Genomic DNA, 18,536 nt, shown 5'->3' with positions numbered 1-18,536 from the left:
CACGATCGACTGGAAATGGTGATCACGATGCTCTGGAATGGGTGATCACGATGGCCTGGAATCGGTGATCACGATCGGCTGGAACGCGCATCCGCGTCCATAACGGCGCGCTCGCTGAATGCTTCCAGTTTCGCAAGGCATGTTGCCGATGGATCCGGATCGACGTGCTTAATCCTGCTTGGTGGAGCCGGCAGGTTCGGCGGCGCCGCCACTTTCGGCCGAACGCCGGGGAGAACCTTGCTGAACCCACATTGACGGGGCGCTGATCAGCGCGTTCTGCCCGACCTGCCGGAGAACTTCGACGGACGTCTCGCCTCGAGCGGCGGCTTCCAGAATTTTGGAAGCGACGTGCGTTCGAGTGCCGGTCTCGTGAGGAGACAGCCCTTTGCAAACCTCATCCAGAACCCGACGGAGACAGGCAGTTGTTTCGGAGTCGAGCATACACGACCTCCTTCACTGGAGCGGCGCAATGACTACACTGCAAGCGCGGCTTTCCCGACACGAACAATGTCAGCCGGCGATGTGAACCGCGAAAGAGATGGCTTTCCATCTCACTTAAGGTTGTGCGACCATACCGCGGACAACGCCGCGTGTCATCACCCGCTGATGTCTCTAGCAGGATTGCCGGCATTTCGGAGAAATTGTTCGACAGGCTAACATGGTCTCCTGACCAAGCAGGTCTTCGCGATCTAAGATGTCCGCTCGCGGCACGTTATCGTCGAGCTATTCTACGTCGTGAGCCCCTAAAGCTTTCTCCATGCGCAAATGCTCGGCGTGCGCGACCAGTTCACGTTAGATGTCAGCGCATTCTGCGTTCCGCTGAAGCACTTGCCGCGTTCGCAGCACGGAAGAAGCACCAAGGCTCGACGCCCGGCGGCCACAGCCCAGCCTTCCTTGATTGAACAGTCAAGCCAAGCCAGTTCCGGACTTTCCCGGCAATCCAATCGGAGCCAGCGCCGTCATCTGATCCGCAGAATAAAGTTCAGCAGTTCCCTTGCAGGACACTGAGTGAGATCCTCAATACATGCATGAGTCTACGTCGGAGAGTATTCCTCCCAAACTTCGGCCTGCTCTGCATCCTGATTACACGCCTTAGTTTCCAGACCAAGGACTCCCTACAGCGTCTTCAAATACTCAAGCAGCGCCCGCCGTTCGGCGTCGGTCAATTCCGGACCGATGATCCCGGGCGGCAGCTTCGTTATATCGGCTTGCTTGCCCTCAAAAGAATGCCCGCGATTGCTGTTCCCAAGCAGCGATACGTTGAAATCCGTCAGGCCAGCCGCACAGGCGTCCTTCGCTCGCACTTTCCCAACAAGCCCAACGTTCACGGGATCGAATTTGCGGCTGCCAACGCAGAAAGACGTCGGCCGTTGGCCCTGCGGCAATAACATGTCCTTGAGCGTCGGCACGGACCCGTTGTGCAGATACGGAGCCGTTGCCCAAACACCGTCCAGCGGGCGAGCCCGGTACTGGGGTTCAAGAGCAAGGACATTGTCGTCCTTGCCGTTACGGTTCGCCCGAGCACCAACATATACGCGCGGGTTTTGACAGTTTTTCCTTGGCCCCCACATCTGCTGCTTGGTTTTTTCAGAAGAGTCGTTCGCCAGGTTCCATTGATCGATCGTCTTGCCCACGACGTCCATCAGCGCGAGCACAAATAGCGGATCTGCCGACCGGTCGGCTGGAAGACCGCAGCCCCAGGCCTTGTTCAGATCGTCGACTGGATTGAGACCGAGCGACTGGGGCAAGTGAACGCGCCGCGTCGTTAAGACATTGGATTGCTGACGATCGGTGCCGATTGCGTTCACTGGCAGCTGAACGACATTGAAATAGTGACGTCCACCGATCTCGATCCAATTCTTCTCGCCCTTCGCGGAGCGGTCTGGGTTCTCGGGCTTCCAAAACGAATCTTCCGGCCACTTCGCGTCGAAAGCGGGATCATTGACTGGTCCCCGGTGGCACTCAAAGCAATGCGAGCGGTAAAGATCGCGACCTTTCTCAACGAGTGTTTCGTCGATGGCCCAGGCCGGGTCGCCTCGGAATTGTTCTTGCGCGTCCTTCCATCGTGGCGCGACAAGCCCGTTGAATTTTCTGCCGCTTGCCTCGGCTGACGAAAAGGGATCGGTGCCACGCAAAAGCTCCTCGAAGCGCGCGATATCCAAAAGGTGGACGGATGATGTAAAATGCGGCCGTCCGGGAGCCGACGCTCTCATATTGATCTTCGCGCTGACGCCGAGCGCCTCGCCGGAATTGCGAACAAGCTCGTTAAGAACAGAGGCGTCATACTGCGCCCAAAGGAAGTACGGCGTGTCCCAGATGGGCGGAAAGCTCACCGGGGCGTCATTGCGCGCGAAGTTGCCTTTGAGGAGGGGATCGGGGAGTTCTCCGGTCACGGGATCGAGGAAATTGGTATAGAAGACCTGGTTGCCGATCCGGTTCAACGCATCCAGCCGGCCAAAACCCTCGTCGAGATTGGTAACGCCCTGCCCCGTCAAAAGGCTATCGCTTGCGGTCTTTTGCTTCTTGATCTTTTGAAGTGCGAGTTCCAGGTCACTTCGAAGCTTCTTGCGGTCGATGCTTCGACCTTCAATGCTTTCAAGGCGACTGGCGAAGCGTTCGAATCGCCACGGCAAGATTAGCGTGTAGCCGATCGACAGCCCGATGACCCGTTCAACCTCCCCGAGATTGACCATCGCCGGTCCACCATCGTAGCGGATACTGACATTCTTATACTCGAGATGACCGGTGTGACAGGCGGCGCAGGTCAGTCCGATCTGATCTTCATAGATGGCCCCCGTCGTCGGGTCGATGCCCCCCTTCAGGATTGCAAAGCCAACAGGCAAACCCTCCGGATTGTCCGGCGCGCCTGCTGTCCAAGTTGAGCTCCCGTCCTTCGACGTATCATCGTGATAGCCGTAGGCCGGTGCCTTCCGGGCAAAGTCCTTTGAGCTCGGACTTGGGATGAAACCAAGGCGTCGCAGATAGTCGTCGTCCGTTAGGCTCGTGTAATGGATCGACAACTCGGGACGTTCCAGGGCGAGGAACCATCGATACGGGACGGGAATGGTCGCCGTGCCCTGCGATGTATGGTGAAACCAGTAGCGCTGCCGTGAAGTCCAATTCTGCGGCAGCCAGTACGCGCTTTCGATTTTTGACGGCGCGGGCAGTGTAGCAGGCAGCAACTGGGCAACCAGATTTGCGCCGTTCTTGACCTTGAGAGCCGCATCGCGGAGCTTTTCCGGCACGAAATATGCCATGCCTACTGCCGCCACCGCGAGCAACACGATCATAACTAATAGAGCGATGACATGAGGCCACCGCCTCACCAGCCCACCGACCCAAGAGCGGGACGAACGCGCCCCCATAGTACCCTCCATATCTCTATCTCAAGTAGCCCCGTCTGCCGCGCGAGCACGCCGGGAAATGGCGCTGACTACTTGTTCAGCAACTGGCTATTGATGAAGGCGACCACGTCAGCCGTCTCTGCTGCGGCACGCCGGGTTATGGTCGCGGCTGCCGGGCCACCATGCAAGAACGACGGAAACCACCCGAAATTGCGAACATTCCAATTTTCCTTCGGCAGAACCGCTGGGTTCACGCCCGGCACAGCGAAGTTCTGCACTTTCCTGGCGAGTGGCTGCGCCGTCTCGGTGTGACAGCTCACGCAGTCGGTATTGAAGAAATGGCTCGTCTTCGGATCCGCGATGATATTGACGATCTCGAGTACGCGGCTATTGGGGACGTTGGCATCGATAAAATCGGCCGTCGAAACGCCCTTACGATTGGCGGGCGGCAAAGGCGGAGTCTGCAGCGCTGCATGGCGACATGTCATTGGATTTTGGTTGTTCGTGACAGGCCGCGGGACGACGTGTGTGCCACTGAGGATGCTGAACATCTGTGCGGCATGCAGGCCATCGAGCGTCGGACCAGGCACCGCTATCAACCCGGCCTGCGGGACCCTGAGCATCGAGACGAACACCCAGGGTTCGGGCGGTGAAATGCCCATGATAGCCATGGTGTTGAGACGCTGCGAGGAAAGATGCTTTTCCAGCAGGGCTTTAACTGCATCTCGAAACGGCTTCGCGGACGCCCCGACAAGGCCCGGATGCACGTTCATGCTACCTGCAGTCGAGACTTTGACATTGCCGAATTTTCCCGCCGCAAGTTGGTCACGCAAGGACGCAACGTCGCGGACGATTGCCTTGAAGGCTTCGTCGTCGGGCTTAAATCGCGGGAATGGCGCACAACCATCGAGAGGCGGATCGGGATCAAGGCTGAAGCTGAAGATCAGGTGGCCGGCCGTGTCATGGACCTTGAATCCGTCGGGTCCATTGGTCACCGGCTGAATGATCAGGCGAATTTGCGGCTGCCGGCCAAACTGGGCGATCACATCAGCCGATAATCCCGGTGCTCCCGGATCGATCCGGATGCCGGCGACAAACCAGGCATCGATCTTCTTCACGACAGCTGGCAGCGCAATGCGGCGCGTGCCGGAATCCGGCACGCTGGGGCGTTCGGGATTTTCAGCGTTTGCGACAAAGCGCGCGAAATCCTCGTCGGAAAAAAGCCGCTGCGGAGCCGTCGTTGGACCAGTGAGATCGGATACCGCAATCAGATTGACAAGGTCAGCCGGCGATCTGGGTGCAGGAAACAGGATAGATACGTCGTTGGCTGAAAGCGGCTTCGATGCCGTCTGAGCCTGGCCTGCTGCGGCTCCCGAAGCAACGGCAAACATCAGCCCGGCGACAGACAGCCCTTCAAACAGTCGACGAAGCTTCGACCGGCATCTTTCACCTTTTGCCATCTTCGGCAATTCTCCTCTAAAACTCAACGTTTCCAATGTCAGATGAAGAAAGCGCAGCTTTCTAGCTTCGCTCCGTCGCATAGGGCCCCCTAGCAGTGGATCAGCCTTCTCAATCGCTACCGTAAAGTTTGCCTTGCAAGGTCTTGAGCTGAGTCGGATGTAACGCCTCTTCAATGCAGCCAAGGAACATCTCGCTTCGAGCTTTGACACGCTCGCCGTCAGCCGGGCCATGATCCATGTCCGTTTGCAGCGAGCGCACGGCGATCCAGTCCTTCGAAGGATCCTTAAGCAACTCGAACAATGTTCGGTCTTGGTAGGGATGGAGACGGAAATGAGCGAAGGCAACTTTGGCTGAGATCTTGGCATCTCGAAGTGCGTCGGGAAGTGTGAGGAGATCAAGTCCCGCCAAGTCTCCAACCTGGAGCATGTGGTTCTGGGCTTCCTGATATTGCTCGCGTCCGACCAGTTGGTACATTCCTCGCGGACGAAACAGCCAACCGTCATCCGTCCCGGGCTGGTTTGCGAACGGGTTACCCTCGTAGCCGAGAACAAAGTTCGCGAGTTCCTTGGGATGGTTAAGCAATGCGTCCATGGCGACCGGCGGCTTGCTCGCGGCCGCCAGGTCAGCGTTGTTCTTAGCTATTCGCTCGCGCCATTTGCGTGGGAGTTGCGAGACCGCGCTATAAGAGAAGTTTTCGCTGCTGCGCGTAAAATCAGCGCTGTCGTAGGAGATTGACCCGAGGATGTAGGCCAGGATGCGCGGGTCGGTCTCCTCTACGCGGTCCCATTCCTGCAACAAGGCTTTGACCTGCTCGGCCTGAAAATACGCCATATAGCTCTTTCGATATGGCGGCATGGATGGCGGAGCCGGCAAATCGTTCTTGAGTGACACGGCCAGCTGGTACTCGTACGCAGCAACTTTGTCCTGGTATCTCTGATAGCCATGCTCTTGCAGCCACTTGCTCTCATAACAAGCAAGCAGCGGCTGCGGTTTGATCTTTGGCGTCGGTCGATATTCCTTGTCCAGTTCGTCGGCGTAGGCCGCCTGGGCAAGTTTTGCATCCTTGAGCGTTTCAAATGCGGAGGCGACAGACCCGTTCAAGAGATGAAACAATTTCACTTGCAAGCAATCGGCATTGCTTTGTCTCTCGCGGGATTGATCGAAATCATCCTTCGGCACGCAGTCCCAGAAGCGGCCGCTGCTCAGCGAGATGATATCTGCGGTTTTCTGAGATAGCGTCCAGCCAAGCGGCAGGCTGTAGAACAAGCCTGTTATGTCCGTGCGGCCAAACGTTGGAAAGCGTTGCACGCTGGTCGTTACATCGTTCTCCGGCCGGCGATCGATATTGGTCGCGTGATTGAGCGCCACATAGGTTCGAGAGGTGCGCGTGCTCAGAAGCGCGCGCACTGGCTCCATCAGTTCACCGAACATGAAGGAACCGTGATCTCCGAACTGACCGCTCACCAGCGATAGGAGATAAATCCGGAACTTTGGCGCATCAGAAGTCCCCTTGATGCTGTTGAGCCGCTCAATTAGATCAAGCGCGGTCTCGATTCCGGAATTCTCGACATATCCGCCGTCCACCAAGCGTGCCTGCGGATTGGCGGTAATGCAGTCATTCCTTAAGGGAACCGTCGCTGCCGGTGTCACCCACGGAAATCGAGCGCTCGTAAACGCCGCTGTGCTCAGCCGAATCGGCAGGGAATGGCTCGCGACGGTTTGACCGACCCCGCTTCCGGCCCGATCAAGCGTCGCGAGAATACAGAGGTCTCTGTCTTTGGAGTGTAACGGATCGATATCGAAGGGCGAGATCACAACCCGCTTGCCGCTACCGGCATCTGTCGTATTCAACAATAGCGCCGGCATATTGTTGCCTGGCGTCCAATGCGACTGAAACTCGGCTTTTAGCAGATTGGATTGATCGCCGATGCCCCCGAGGGTCTTGAGCATTCTGTCTGTCGCATTCTCCAGCGCGTATTCCAGAAACCGTGCGCGATCGAAACTTGGAATCGCGACCGGCGAAAACAACTGGGTGAAATCGGTAAATAGAAAGCCCGCAACCAATGGCGAGAGAAAGTCCGTATCCAGGACGCTTGCAACGCGTTGTTCCACCGGTCCAGATGCATCGATATCCTCGGCGCGGCCGACGCCTGCGAGAAAGTCCGCGATTTTCGGGCAGGTCTTTGCGTCGGGAGTGATCGCATCAAGTGGCGCATTGTCGGCATGAAGCGCAGCCGCGAAAATTGCCGAACCGACGCTTCCGCCGGAGACGCCGCTTATCGCAAACAGATGCTGCCGAAATGCCGGACAGAGATCCTGCATTCTGGCAAGAAAGCGCGCCGCATTGTTGGCTGCGTAGATGCCGCCACCCTGGGCAGCCACAATGAATACGGGATATTCCCCAAGCCTGTTGGCCTCGGCCACCCGCGACTTTTGCAGAAGCCACTCGCGAAATGCTTCGACTGCAGAAATGCGCGCCTTCTCTTCCGACCTGCCAGCTGCTTGGGCTACGGTGCGCAGCCCATGGTCGTCACTTCCGAACAAGGAGGCAACCAGGAACAAGCCGCCAAAGACAACCGGTATGAATGGGAAATTGAACCTGATCGTCAGTAGCGCAAAGTGCGTGGTGAGAGCCACCACGCACATCGTAAAGAGAGCGATCACGCCGAATGATCCGACGAATTGCGCAAGGCGATCGGGAAGCAATACGAACCCCGCCGTCAACAGGGCGATGGCGCCGATCGTGAGCGCGAGAAATCTGTAGCGGATGAAATAGGCGTTGTTGGCCCGGCTGGCGAGTTCAGTCGAGCGATCTCTTGATCCCATCCGCCAGGCGAACATGACAAAGCAGGCGAGCAGGACCAACATGGCGAAGGCGAGGATAAGCAGCATGTTCCGCTCGAAGGCGAGCGCCTGGTCCTGAATGCGGAAGATACTCCCGACCTCCTCGACCTCACCGATCTTTTCAGCCGGGCGCGAGGCGAGTTGACCTGCGGCCGCAGCGACGATCGGCAACGCTCCAAGCACAACAGGCGCAAGTTTTATATAGAGAGCCAGCCGGCCCGTAGCGCGCGGGATCAGAGGAAGGGTCGCGGTGGTAAGCTGAAACGCGGACGCCCAAACCGTTATCGCGATCACGCCAAGGGCGATAAGCTCCTCGACCGTAACCCACCCAATGTCGTCAGCGGCGATCCGGTAGAGCTCCTGAATCTGATCCGGCAGGTAAAGCAAAACTGAAATGGCCACCGACAGAACAACAATCCACCGAAGATTGCGCAACAATGTAAAAAGCTGCTCGCGCACAGTCATCGCGCCACCTCCGAACACTGCCTAACGGGATAGCCCGAGCGAGCAAAATCGACCTAAATTCCAAAGACACTCGTACCGGTTCTCATCGAAAACATGACGCCGGAGATTAGGGGCGGCCTGCAATAATGACGACTGACAAATTATCGTAACGCGCGTCGAGAATTGATAACTTAACCTGCAGTAGTGGAGCGATTTATCGATTCAATCTGCTGGACGGTCAAGAGATTTTCGACACAGATGACTAAATCAATGGTGTCGATGTTTCGCACCTGGGATTCACCAACTTGCGCGCTTTTTCTTCACTCACTCGTTCAGAACGCAAGAAATCGGCAGCGTCGCCACTCTCCTCCATATTCGATTCTAACCGTGGATCATCATCAATCGATGTATGCCTCAAGGCTTACGGGCACCGGGCACCTACTGGTTCGCTTAAACAACGCGTCAAGACTAGAACTCCGTTCCGCTCCATCGCAACGGCAAAGGCTCCGTCTCGTGGTGCACCCGCAAACGTGACTCGGGCCGGAAGCCGGACTCGGGAGTTTATCTTTGGTGCCTCGGGCGCCTGGCCGGCGATAGCTTGGTCCCGGACGTGCGGCCAAAGACCCGAAGGCCAGCCGGACGGAGCTGTTCGACTACTAAGGCGCGGCGCCCGGCGGCCGCATCACTTCGTGCGGTTCTTCTCGGCCGCGATGCGCACCATGGGCCAGTCTTCTCCGAAGGTGACGAACGAAAGCGACTGCTCTTTCGTCAATTCCTCGACGGGAAGGATTAGATTCTCGCGGCTGTTTCGTCCGACTATGAATCCGGACAAAGCTCCAGATTTCGATATGACCGGAGCGCCGACGCTTTGCTTGTTCGCGAATGGACGACCACGCGACGTGGCTAGGCCGCAATACGGCAGGCAAAGGTCCACTTCCTTGCCGTCCTTGATCCGCACCTTGAACAATTCGCCGGTCAAGCGACCAAGCTTGTTGTTCTTGGCCCTGGACTGCTGATTGCGACGCGAGCCTGAGGACGCTGGAGAAACCTCTTCCGCGTTGACGCGTCGAACCCGGAAGTTCGGTCGATCCCAGAGGTTGCTTCGGAAGTCCCGTACGGTAACCATCTTTTCGGACGACTGGACCGGATCGTTGAAAAGCGGGGATGCCTCGAGCTGGACCGCCTGGAAGCCGACGTGGGGCGACTTGGCGCCCAGGACGTCGGCAACCGGAACGAAGTGGCCGACCCGGACATTCGACCGCCCGGGACCGCGAACCAGTTCGCAAAGGCCAGAATCCACCTTGCCCACCCGGGAATGCGGCGTCATCAGCGCAAAGACGGCAGGCCCCTTTCGGACCAGGGCCGACAGCATCATCTTCGCGCCCTTCTTGCCGTCGATCTTGACCCTGACCAGGGTGCCTATCCGCAAGGCATTGGAGCTGACACTCGACGGTTCGCGGAGACCTTTCAGCTCAGTCTTCATAGTCGATGTCTCTCGTAGTGTCGGGCTCGCCCAGCTCCACCAGAACAGGTCCGACCATCAACGGGAATAGATCGAACCTTTCGGCTCGTCTGGTATCAGCCGTAGGTAAATTTACTTTGATCGGCTCGCCCTCGATGTTGGTTCGGAGCATGCGGATATTCGAGAAGTCCAGATCGTAGGCCCTGGATATCAGATTGAGTGAACGCTCGAGGGAATCCGCCAGCACTTTCATGCTGATGGCGGCATTCCCTACTCCCTTACGGGTCCACGCATATTTCGAGGAGTCGTATCCGGGCAGTATGGCCGCATCGAGATGCTCGAAGGAAAGTTCCCCAAGACGAACCAGGTCCGGCTCATCAAGGATCTCTTTCGCGGCCGGTGGGGCGCCATGACGCACCATAACTTTCGCGAACCGCGTCGTCGGAGGCTCGATACATTCGGGCGCGCCGTTCTCCGGGACCATCGTCGCCTGATTGTCCACGGTCTTAAGGCTACCTTTCACATGCGTCACGCACCGCGCCGGACCATTGCTGAAATGGGAAAGGAGGAGCTTGTTGATGGGCGCGGCCGAAAAGGAATAGGCACTCTTGCTCTCGTGCAGCAGCGTGACGGACGGCACCGGATCTCTTTTGATGAAAGGCTCGATCTCCTCCGTATCTTCGTCTTCAAGATGTACGGTGGAATAGAATGGGCAAGGATCCTCGCTGTCTTTTTTCCCGGCCGTGACCCGTGCGCGCCGTTCTTCCTCGATCGCCTTTACATCCGTCTTCATCGGCTTCTTCGACAATCGCGCCGCCAAAATGTGCGCCGCTTTCGTCACGTCCTTCCCGAGGATCGGAGAAAGCGCGTCGATCAGGCCGCCGTCGCCCGATCCGCTGACCATGACCTCGTCGCCGGATTCGATGATCGATGACGGAGACCAGTAGGCAGGGGTCTGCAGATTGCCGAACTGCCTTTCGGCCCCAAAGCCCGTGGCGATCACGCAGACATCGGCCTTCAGCTCGGTTTTCTGGGCGTCGGCAAGCTTGATCGTAAGTGGCGTCGCGGCGCGCTCGATCTCATCCACTTCGGCGTGGATGAACGCGACGTGCTTTGCGAAGCTCTCCTCCCATTCCTTCATCATCGCGTCGACGACTTCGGTGACCGGCGCTTGAGCCCAATTCAGGAAAGGCAGTTCGGTCGCGGGTGTCGGCTCCTGGAACGGCCAGAAGATGATGTTCGGATGGAGCTCCCGATGGATCGCATTACGGTAAGAGGTGAAATCCACCTTTTCCTTGTCCACGATAGTGACGCCGGCCCCCAGGCTGCGAAAGGCAGCAGCGATGGTCCTCCCGGCCACACCAGCCCCGACTATGCACACGCTTCGATGCCCCGGCGCGAGATGCCGATCGGAAATCTCCGCTGCCAGAGCAAGCGCTCGTAGCTGTTGGGAATAGAAGTTCTGCTGCGGAAGAAACGGATTGAGTACGAAAAGGTTGTCTGTGAGCTTGCACGCCTCATAAACGTGCGCGCTGCGTTCTGCATCGATCGGCATGCGTCTTTTACGTTCGTATAGCTCCGCCATCGCTCAGGACGCGACGGCTCGTGAAAAGGAGTTTTCAAAAGTCAGGAAGTATGTGCCACGACATGCGAGTATGCCGCGTCCGCAAAAACAATGATGGCCTTCTTCGTCCCCCCGAAGACACGCGACCCATCCCCGTTCAATCGGCCCAAGACAAAATAGTAACAACTGATAGTTGCGTAAAGCGATTTGTTGGACTACGGCTAAAAACAAGGTTGGTACGATACGCACAATCGATGGCTCGTATACGTGGAATTAATGCGTCCCGCGCGTCACCGCCAATTCCTGTGCTTACAGAGTTCGCCGAGCTTGCCGCCGTCGGGGGCCGGCAACTCCTTCGGCTCCGACATGATCGCGCCCCTCGGGTGCCCGAACCGGAGGATTTAAGACGGCAGGGATCGTCAGCGGCTCGAGCCATTCCTTGTGCTAGCTGATCTTGGATGGCATTTCTGACCACGGCAAATAACCCAAGTCGAGACGTTGCGCGCCACCAGTCAATACCCACACCAGATTACCCCTCGTCGCCAGGTGGCTCAAATCGTTCCAAACCGCCCAGCGCTTCCGTATAGCGGATTCAGGCCCTGAAAGCGGGACATCGCAAGCCCGTATCACCGGGCACGTCGACGTACACCGCCGGCCCGGATCTAGCGCTCAAGACACCAGTCAGAACTTCCGCTGATCATCCAATCTCAGTACGCAATGAACAAAGGCCGCGTCGCCCTCGAGCGATCGAGCAACCCCTTCAGGCAAGCGAGGCCGCGTAGTTACGGCTCATAAAGAGATTTCCGGATGTCACGCAGCTCGTCCGCGTCATCCGCAAGAATTGTCGCGAAGAACTTTCCGAGCAAATCAGCGACCACGTCCGATATCTGCACGGCCGGCTCCTCCACCGATTTCGCAAAGCGATGGATCTGCAAAGGAAGCGCCTCATGCTCCATTCGGTAGCCTGCACGTAACGTTTAACGACAGCTTCACGGCATGGCGATGAGGAACTCACCGGCTTCGGACAAGGCCTCCCCGCATATGCCTTTATCGCATAGTCCGACGTTGGGCGGCGGCACAGATCGTCCCCATCCCTATGGAAGGCGACGCGACGGTTTTCGGCATCGCCCCGCGCGCGCGGCAAAGGATGTGCTTGCCGGAAGACGAATACATGAGCGGCCGTCGACACGCGGTGATACTCGTCGATGTCAACCTATCGTTCGCGATACGTAACGCCTTCGACCGGCTGCAGAGGTCCGCAACAGACCACAGGGGCTTAGCTACGCTACGCTCAGCCAGTCGGTCAGCGCTTTGACGTGCACGGCGAAATCTCTGGCCTCGCTCGGTCCGCCTTTGTAGTTGATTCCGGCGACCGCGCCGTCCTCATCGAGCAGCGGACCGCCGGACATGCCCTGCGAGAGCTTTTGCGCGACCTCGATCATCGGAACGGCGCTCTTGATGGGCAACGACGTTATCAATCCGGATCGCACGTTGATCTTGTCGCCGGGGCCAAAGCCGGGAAATCCGAGCGCCGTCGTGTTGTCGCCAGCTTTGAATGTGCGCTTCGATATATCGAACTCGTAGTACTCGGTGGCAGGTATTTCGTGCGCGAGAACGGCAAGATCGCGATGCGCGTCATTTTTGGCAACCGTCACCTTGAATTTATTCGAAGGCTTGCTGGGGTGATAGACCGCGATATCGGTCGCGCCGTCAACGCAGTGCCATGCCGTAACGAGACCCACCGACTTCAGGAAGAAGGCCGTGCCCTGCACGCTGCCTTCCGTTGCGTCATCGCCCCAATGCTCGACCACCCACACCGCACGCTCCCTGATCTCGAAAATCGTGGGCAGAATTTCGAGTTTCTCGGATGGGAAGAGCTTGTTGTAACGCGAGGCCAGACTGCGGAAAATCGGATCCGAAGGTCCCTTGATGTGCCCTACCCAGGATATCCGGCCGCGAAGATGCGACGCGAGGGCCGCTTCGCGACCATACTTGTCCTTGAGGGTCTTCTGAGCGACCGCAGCGCCCTGCTTTTCGACCACGAATAATGCTGCCCGGATGTTTCGAACGAATTTTCGGTCGACATTGACGATTTCATTGATCTTCAAGCCGGTCACCGTTCGCCGCGAATGCTTGTCGGCGTAGTGGACCTTCTGTGGATTGATCGCGAAACCGTTGGACCGGAATGCTCCGCGAAGCCCATCCTTGAGCAGATCGGGCGAGAAATTTCCGGCCGGCGGCGGAGGCCCTTCGAACAACAAGGTCAACGGCTGGTAGCTGGAAAACGTGACGTCGTCGGCATACCGGGTGTAGATGCAGCGGCTCTCCTTGGCGATCCTCTGCAATTGCTTGTCCATCCGGAAACAGATCATGTTGGAGATTATGGGACTGCTAGGTGCGCCTTGCGGCAGAACACCCTCGTTGCAGCAGATCCGCGCCAATATCTCAGCGACTCGACCGTCGATGCTGAGCGCGCTCATCAATCCGGAAACACGTCCTTCCGTAATTGCCGAAAAGAAGCCTTCGATATCCAAGTTCATTATGAACTTGCTCCGGAGATGCGCCGTAGCGTTCGTCTTGACCGAACGATTGTCCACAAAGCCGTGAACGGGATTCCTCGGTCTGTATATCGGCGCGAGCGAGGACGCGATCTTGGTCTGCAGCATCTTCAGCCGATAGTCCGGCGCGCTTATGATGCGCTTCTTTCCTTTGCCTTTCGAAATCTCGAATTTCTGATACATCCGGCTACGAAACCACCAGATCTTCCTGAGTTCGGCTGCCGATACGGCAAGGAACTTCAATAGTTCGGCTTCGCTGGTAAGCTCGTTCGGAACTGTGACCTGGATCGGAGTGACGAAGAACGACGCGGGGCCAGGCACGAGGTCTCCCTTCCAATCACGCCAAGTATTCAGGCAGCAACGTGGCGCGCACGATCCTTGATCAGACTTTCGCTCTTACGCCGCAGTTACGACAGCGCGTATGCGAGGGGAGACCTCGTAATTCATCAATAGCAGAGCGTTCCGGGAACGCCACGCGTCAGTCCCGGAAATTCACATAGATATTTGCAGCGTTCCATTGGCATGGCCCGGACGCCGATTCCATTGCCGCGGACGAGGTTTCGATGCTCGCCGAACGAGACTTGGTGCCGGCGCGTGATTGTCGTCACGGTCTCTTCGGACATCGCGGGGTGGTCCTGCGGATTTCAGCGACCGCCGGCGTGAGGATAAACGCGCGCTCCATGACATTCCAAGATATCGAGGAGTTCAGACATCCGGCTTGCGCCCTGCAAGAGGTCATCCTGGGATTTAAGGCGTGGATTTCCGGGCTGCACCTAATTTATCGTAGGTGTCGAATGTCTTCCGACCGATGCCGTAGGCGACGTGATTTCCCTCGTTTAGACTTTCGACGATGTCTTTTGTCCGGCGCATTAGGGTCTGCTTTGTCTTGCCTACGTCCTTTTCGAACTGGGCGGAAAGAAACTCTTGAGCGTCTAGCCTGGCTCCTTGCTCGATCGATTTCAGGACGTACTGTTTTACGGCTTCGTAGATTTCGGCACGTCGCTTGAATTCCAACTCCGCTTCTTCACGGTCTCTTCCGACATAAGCATCGTAACGGCTCGCGGATGCGGCATAACCCTCCGCATACGCTTCAGCGATCAGGTCGTGGCGGCCCAGTTCATAAAATGCGAGCAGGCCTTTAGTGTATTTGGTTTTGTCGACATTCATAAATGACAAGGGCGCCAAGCCTGCTTTGAGCAGCGGTACGTTGCAGATGACACGTCCGGTGCGCTTGTTCACATCCTCGAAGTACTGGAGGTAGCTAATCATCACCATCAGAAAGAGGCTTCGCTCAAAGGGATCGTCAATGAGAGCCTGCTTCTGCACGATGAGGGTGAGTTGATCCTCGAGGATTTGCGGAATCGCCAAGGGCATGTAAGCGGAGTTGCCCAGTCCAACGATTCGCCTTCTCACCGTTCCGCGCGCCGCCGGATCGATAAGGCCACGAGAAAGCAAAGAATGGACGTTTCTTATTTCACGAACATCCAATTCAATGTCACCGATGTTGTCGACGAGATAGGTAATCGCCTCCTTGTGATCAAGGATCATCTGAGTTTCATCGGCGGCCTTTCCTTCAGCGGCTTGGCCGTACTCGATGAGCACCTGCGTATCCAAGTATGAGTAGGTGTTTCCTTCCAGGCTGGACGAAGCGTAGGACAGATCGACAAGGAGTTTTTGCACGATAGCGCGCGAATAGGTACTCGCATCAGCTCTCACTCCCCCGCCAGCGGCCAAGAGTTGCTGCGAGACTTCAGGGTCCAACCAGCGCGTTTGATTTGGGACATAGTTCTCAAGGATGGACCGGTCGTAGCTGACGGCCTTTCGGCGCTCCGGCGGAATGCTGAAATATTGATTGTAGTTGTCCGCCTTGTATCGGGTATTTCGCCCCTTCCCCTCGACCAGAACATATCGATCTGCCTGAAGGGCAGATAGGCGCCTGGAGAGGGTTGGCTGGCTTATCGATATTCCGTTCCGCTCCAGGGCAGCGAGAATTCCGGAGGCAGTGTTTGCTCCGGTTTCGATGGCATCAAGGATGGCCTTATCTGTCTCGTTTAGGGTCATGGCCTGAATACAATGCTGAATTGATTGGAGTTGGGCCTAAGGGCCATTTTCGAAGGGCGGACGAGCGCTAAAGCAGCGCTTGAATAGATATGCGAATAGAAATGCTTAAGATCAATCCAATCAAGCCCCTGAAACTTCTCTTATTTTCTATTTTAGGAGCTGAGAGGTCAAAGTCTCTCGAAGGCAATCCTGAATGGAAAGCGAATTGATTAACGATGGGACTTCAACCCTTACGAATGGAACAGTGAATAGAGAGGGCTTTCGTCGCGTGGGCAGGCAGCCCTTCTGCAGTTAAGGCACCCTTGGTTGTGACAGAAGCCACAATCAACCTACTCTGCGGTCTGACCGCCGTTCTATCGGCCAGCCGCCCACCAAGGCGAAAGCGGAAGGGGCCTTGGCGAGGCCGTCGGCAGTGCGGTCGAAGCTACGCCGCCAGGGGAGCGAACGTCTCGCGCGAGTTTATCGTCTCGCACCCTCGCACTCCTGTCGAGTTGAGATGAACGTTGCTACGACGACGCCCCTGATTGTCACGATGCAAACTCCGGCCTCCGTCCTGTAGCCATGGTGTTGCGCTAGTCTTACGAGTTCGCCCAACTGCCTGGCTTTGGATTCCACATCCGAAATGTTCGATCCGACATTTAGCAGCGACCTCGCGGCTAAATCGTCGGTCCTCGCTTGCACCGAAAGAATATCGATGATCTTCGAGGTTTCGAACCTCGACCTTTCGATGAGATCGGAGCCAATCCTGCTCCTTCCGCCGGCATCGGAAAGGCTGGACGCCTTCGACTTGGCCTCCGCGATCATGCCATCCTCCAGCGGGGAAATCACCGGATCGCTCCTTCCTCCGCGTAGACTTTGGAAACGGTCAGACAGCATCGATCCGTATCCTTGGATCCGACTCAGGGAACTTTTCAAAGACGCACCCAATTTCGTATCGAGCAAAGCCGACGATCTTCTTACGAGCTCGGACCTGGCGTCCGACGACGACACCACCCCCTTGAGGAAGTCGTCGACGAATTCGACCGCGGCCGCTCTTATGCCGTCAGTCAGGAAATCGTCGCTCATCGCCTTCAATATTTCGTCGATCACCTTGCCGGAGACAGTTTCCTTCACTAGCTCCGATATTGCTGGTTCGATGACCTCGGGGACCTTCGCGGCGTCGAGTGCAGTCGAGAGCAACTCTCGGATCGCACGCTGCCGCGATGAGCCGTCGCGTGGTCGTTTGAGGTCGTCCTCTGGAGGGGCCATTCCGCGCGTTGGCGCCCCCCGAGGTGCCTCAAGAGCGGATCCGAGCTCGGCCAACTTGGACGAACTTGCCGCCGGCGGCACGTTCAGCATGTCGCCCGACTGAAGGTGTCCCTCGAACTTGGCTGCGTTCGCGGCCGTTCTTACCGCTATGCGCTCGTTCAGCCGCTCATCGGAATTCAGGACCCCGGCCTTGAGTTCGGCGTCCCAGATACCCGAACCGGCAGGCGGGGCCGGCGGGCGTGGTCCCGCGGGAGCGCCTGCAGGTCGCGGCCCACCCCAATCCCCGGGCGGCGGCGAAGTCCGGAAAAGATGGTCGTCCTGCTGGGTCGCCCTATCCAGCATGACCTTCGCGAACTGTATGGACACGCGGAAAACGGCTCGTTTGTATGAATTGTCGATAGCATCGTGAGCCGACCGAAGTTCGACCCGCAGGGCGTTCAAGCCGCTAGGCGCAGAACCGTAGAAGGAGAACAGCAGGACCGCGACGAAGAAGGCGCCGACGACGTCTATGCCCTTCGATGCCATCTTCGAAAGTCGAGCCACCCTTGAGGAGAGAAGCGGGAAGAAGAGCAGGTTGAAACCAAGAACGAGTATGATCGCAAGGCGCGCCTTCAGAGCGAAGGATTCAACGCGTTCAATGATGTGTCCAGCCTCGAGGCTATTGTACCAAGCAAGAACGGTGCTCAGCCGCGGTGAGAACTCCGTCAGGAAAAGGTAGAATCCGATCTGCAGCAACAGGAAACATGTCGAAACGGCGCCGGTGACCACGCAGTAAGTGGTGAGTTTCGAACCGACCTCGGCGAGAATCGCGTTGCCGCTGTGCCTTCGGCAGACCGAGCGGATCGCAAACACGGAGATAGCCGAGACGATCAATACCCCCAACGGCAACAATCCGACGAAGGAAAAACCCGCAACAAACGCAAGCCAAGCGGGGATCAATATCACTGGAAGAACAAACAGCTGCGAGAATTCCCGCAGACGAGTTGAAACGCTCAAATCCGTCTCCTCCGCTCGGCAGGCCGCTCTATTGACTTTGAACTTCTGCCGGCGCGTCAATGAGACCCCTTCCTATCCAGGCGAATTCCTTCAAGCTCAGCCGCAGCATTGCTCAGACTCTGTGCGGACCTGGTCTCGAAAGGCTAAGCAAGGACAGTCTCCTTAGGTCGGAAAAATTCGGCGCGGGACATTGTCACACGCGACGTTATTGACAACACTTGGAGCCGCCAGTAATCCTTCAAAATATACCTTTAAGTTGTAGCACACCGCGGCGAATTGTTGGAGCGGCATCGCAGGTCCGATATTACTCAGCTCGAAATTATTTCCGTACGGACCGGACGCTGGCTAGATGTGTCACTCACCTACAACCTCGACGAAGCAGCGCGTGCGACAGACGACGAGCTACAAAACCAGGCAGCGGCGAGGATAGACTAACACCACTTGGATCAGATGCCGTTGCTGTCCAACTTCATACGCTCTGCGCAAAGTCGACGAATACATGTCCTGCGTGGACGAGCCATCCAATACGTCGGGCAGCGCCTTGGCGGTCGTCT

Annotated in this window: 10 protein-coding genes; all 10 read right to left on the bottom strand. The window is 57.3% G+C overall.

Features of this window, described 5'->3' with window-relative positions; all coding sequences use genetic code 11:
* Positions 1-168 precede the first annotated feature (168 nt).
* Entirely contained in the window at positions 169-441 is a 273-nt protein-coding gene (locus tag XI02_RS11115; RefSeq protein ID WP_338028899.1) for a hypothetical protein, read from the bottom strand.
* Between the two features lie 674 nt (positions 442-1,115).
* Positions 1,116-3,257, bottom strand: coding sequence for a di-heme-cytochrome C peroxidase (locus XI02_RS11110; RefSeq protein WP_244980748.1), 2,142 nt, complete (start codon positions 3,255-3,257; stop codon positions 1,116-1,118).
* 176 nt (positions 3,258-3,433) lie between these two features.
* Positions 3,434-4,804 carry a hypothetical protein gene (locus tag XI02_RS11105; protein ID WP_244980749.1) on the bottom strand — a complete coding sequence of 457 codons (1,371 nt, stop codon included), beginning with the start codon at positions 4,802-4,804 and terminating at the stop codon, positions 3,434-3,436.
* A 109-nt stretch (positions 4,805-4,913) separates the two neighbouring features.
* On the bottom strand, positions 4,914-8,114 hold the full coding sequence (locus tag XI02_RS11100; protein WP_244980750.1) for a hypothetical protein: 3,201 nt from the start codon (positions 8,112-8,114) through the stop codon (positions 4,914-4,916).
* A 661-nt stretch (positions 8,115-8,775) separates the two neighbouring features.
* A complete protein-coding gene (locus tag XI02_RS11095) occupies positions 8,776-9,576 on the bottom strand; it encodes a hypothetical protein (protein WP_172648464.1) in 801 nt (266 codons plus the stop codon).
* Positions 9,566-11,110, bottom strand: a complete 1,545-nt coding sequence (locus tag XI02_RS11090) for an FAD-dependent oxidoreductase (RefSeq protein ID WP_172648465.1) — start codon at positions 11,108-11,110, stop codon at positions 9,566-9,568. The genes XI02_RS11095 and XI02_RS11090 overlap by 11 nt, the downstream gene beginning before the upstream one ends.
* 791 nt (positions 11,111-11,901) lie before the next feature.
* Positions 11,902-12,075: a hypothetical protein gene (locus tag XI02_RS11085; protein ID WP_172648466.1), complete on the bottom strand. Its 174-nt coding sequence runs from the start codon at positions 12,073-12,075 to the stop codon at positions 11,902-11,904.
* A gap of 324 nt (positions 12,076-12,399) precedes the next feature.
* Positions 12,400-13,998, bottom strand: a complete 1,599-nt coding sequence (locus tag XI02_RS11080; protein WP_172648467.1) for a reverse transcriptase domain-containing protein — start codon at positions 13,996-13,998, stop codon at positions 12,400-12,402.
* Between the two features lie 426 nt (positions 13,999-14,424).
* Complete coding sequence (locus XI02_RS11075; RefSeq protein ID WP_172648468.1) at positions 14,425-15,738, bottom strand: Fic family protein; 1,314 nt, start codon at positions 15,736-15,738, stop codon at positions 14,425-14,427.
* A gap of 459 nt (positions 15,739-16,197) precedes the next feature.
* Positions 16,198-17,982, bottom strand: a complete 1,785-nt coding sequence (locus XI02_RS11070; protein ID WP_172648469.1) for a hypothetical protein — start codon at positions 17,980-17,982, stop codon at positions 16,198-16,200.
* Between the last annotated feature and the right edge of the window lie 554 nt (positions 17,983-18,536).

This window comes from Bradyrhizobium sp. CCBAU 21365 (assembly GCF_015291305.1).
Taxonomy (GTDB): Bacteria; Pseudomonadota; Alphaproteobacteria; order Rhizobiales; family Xanthobacteraceae; genus Bradyrhizobium; species Bradyrhizobium elkanii.
This window is presented reverse-complemented; position numbering and strand designations above follow the sequence as displayed.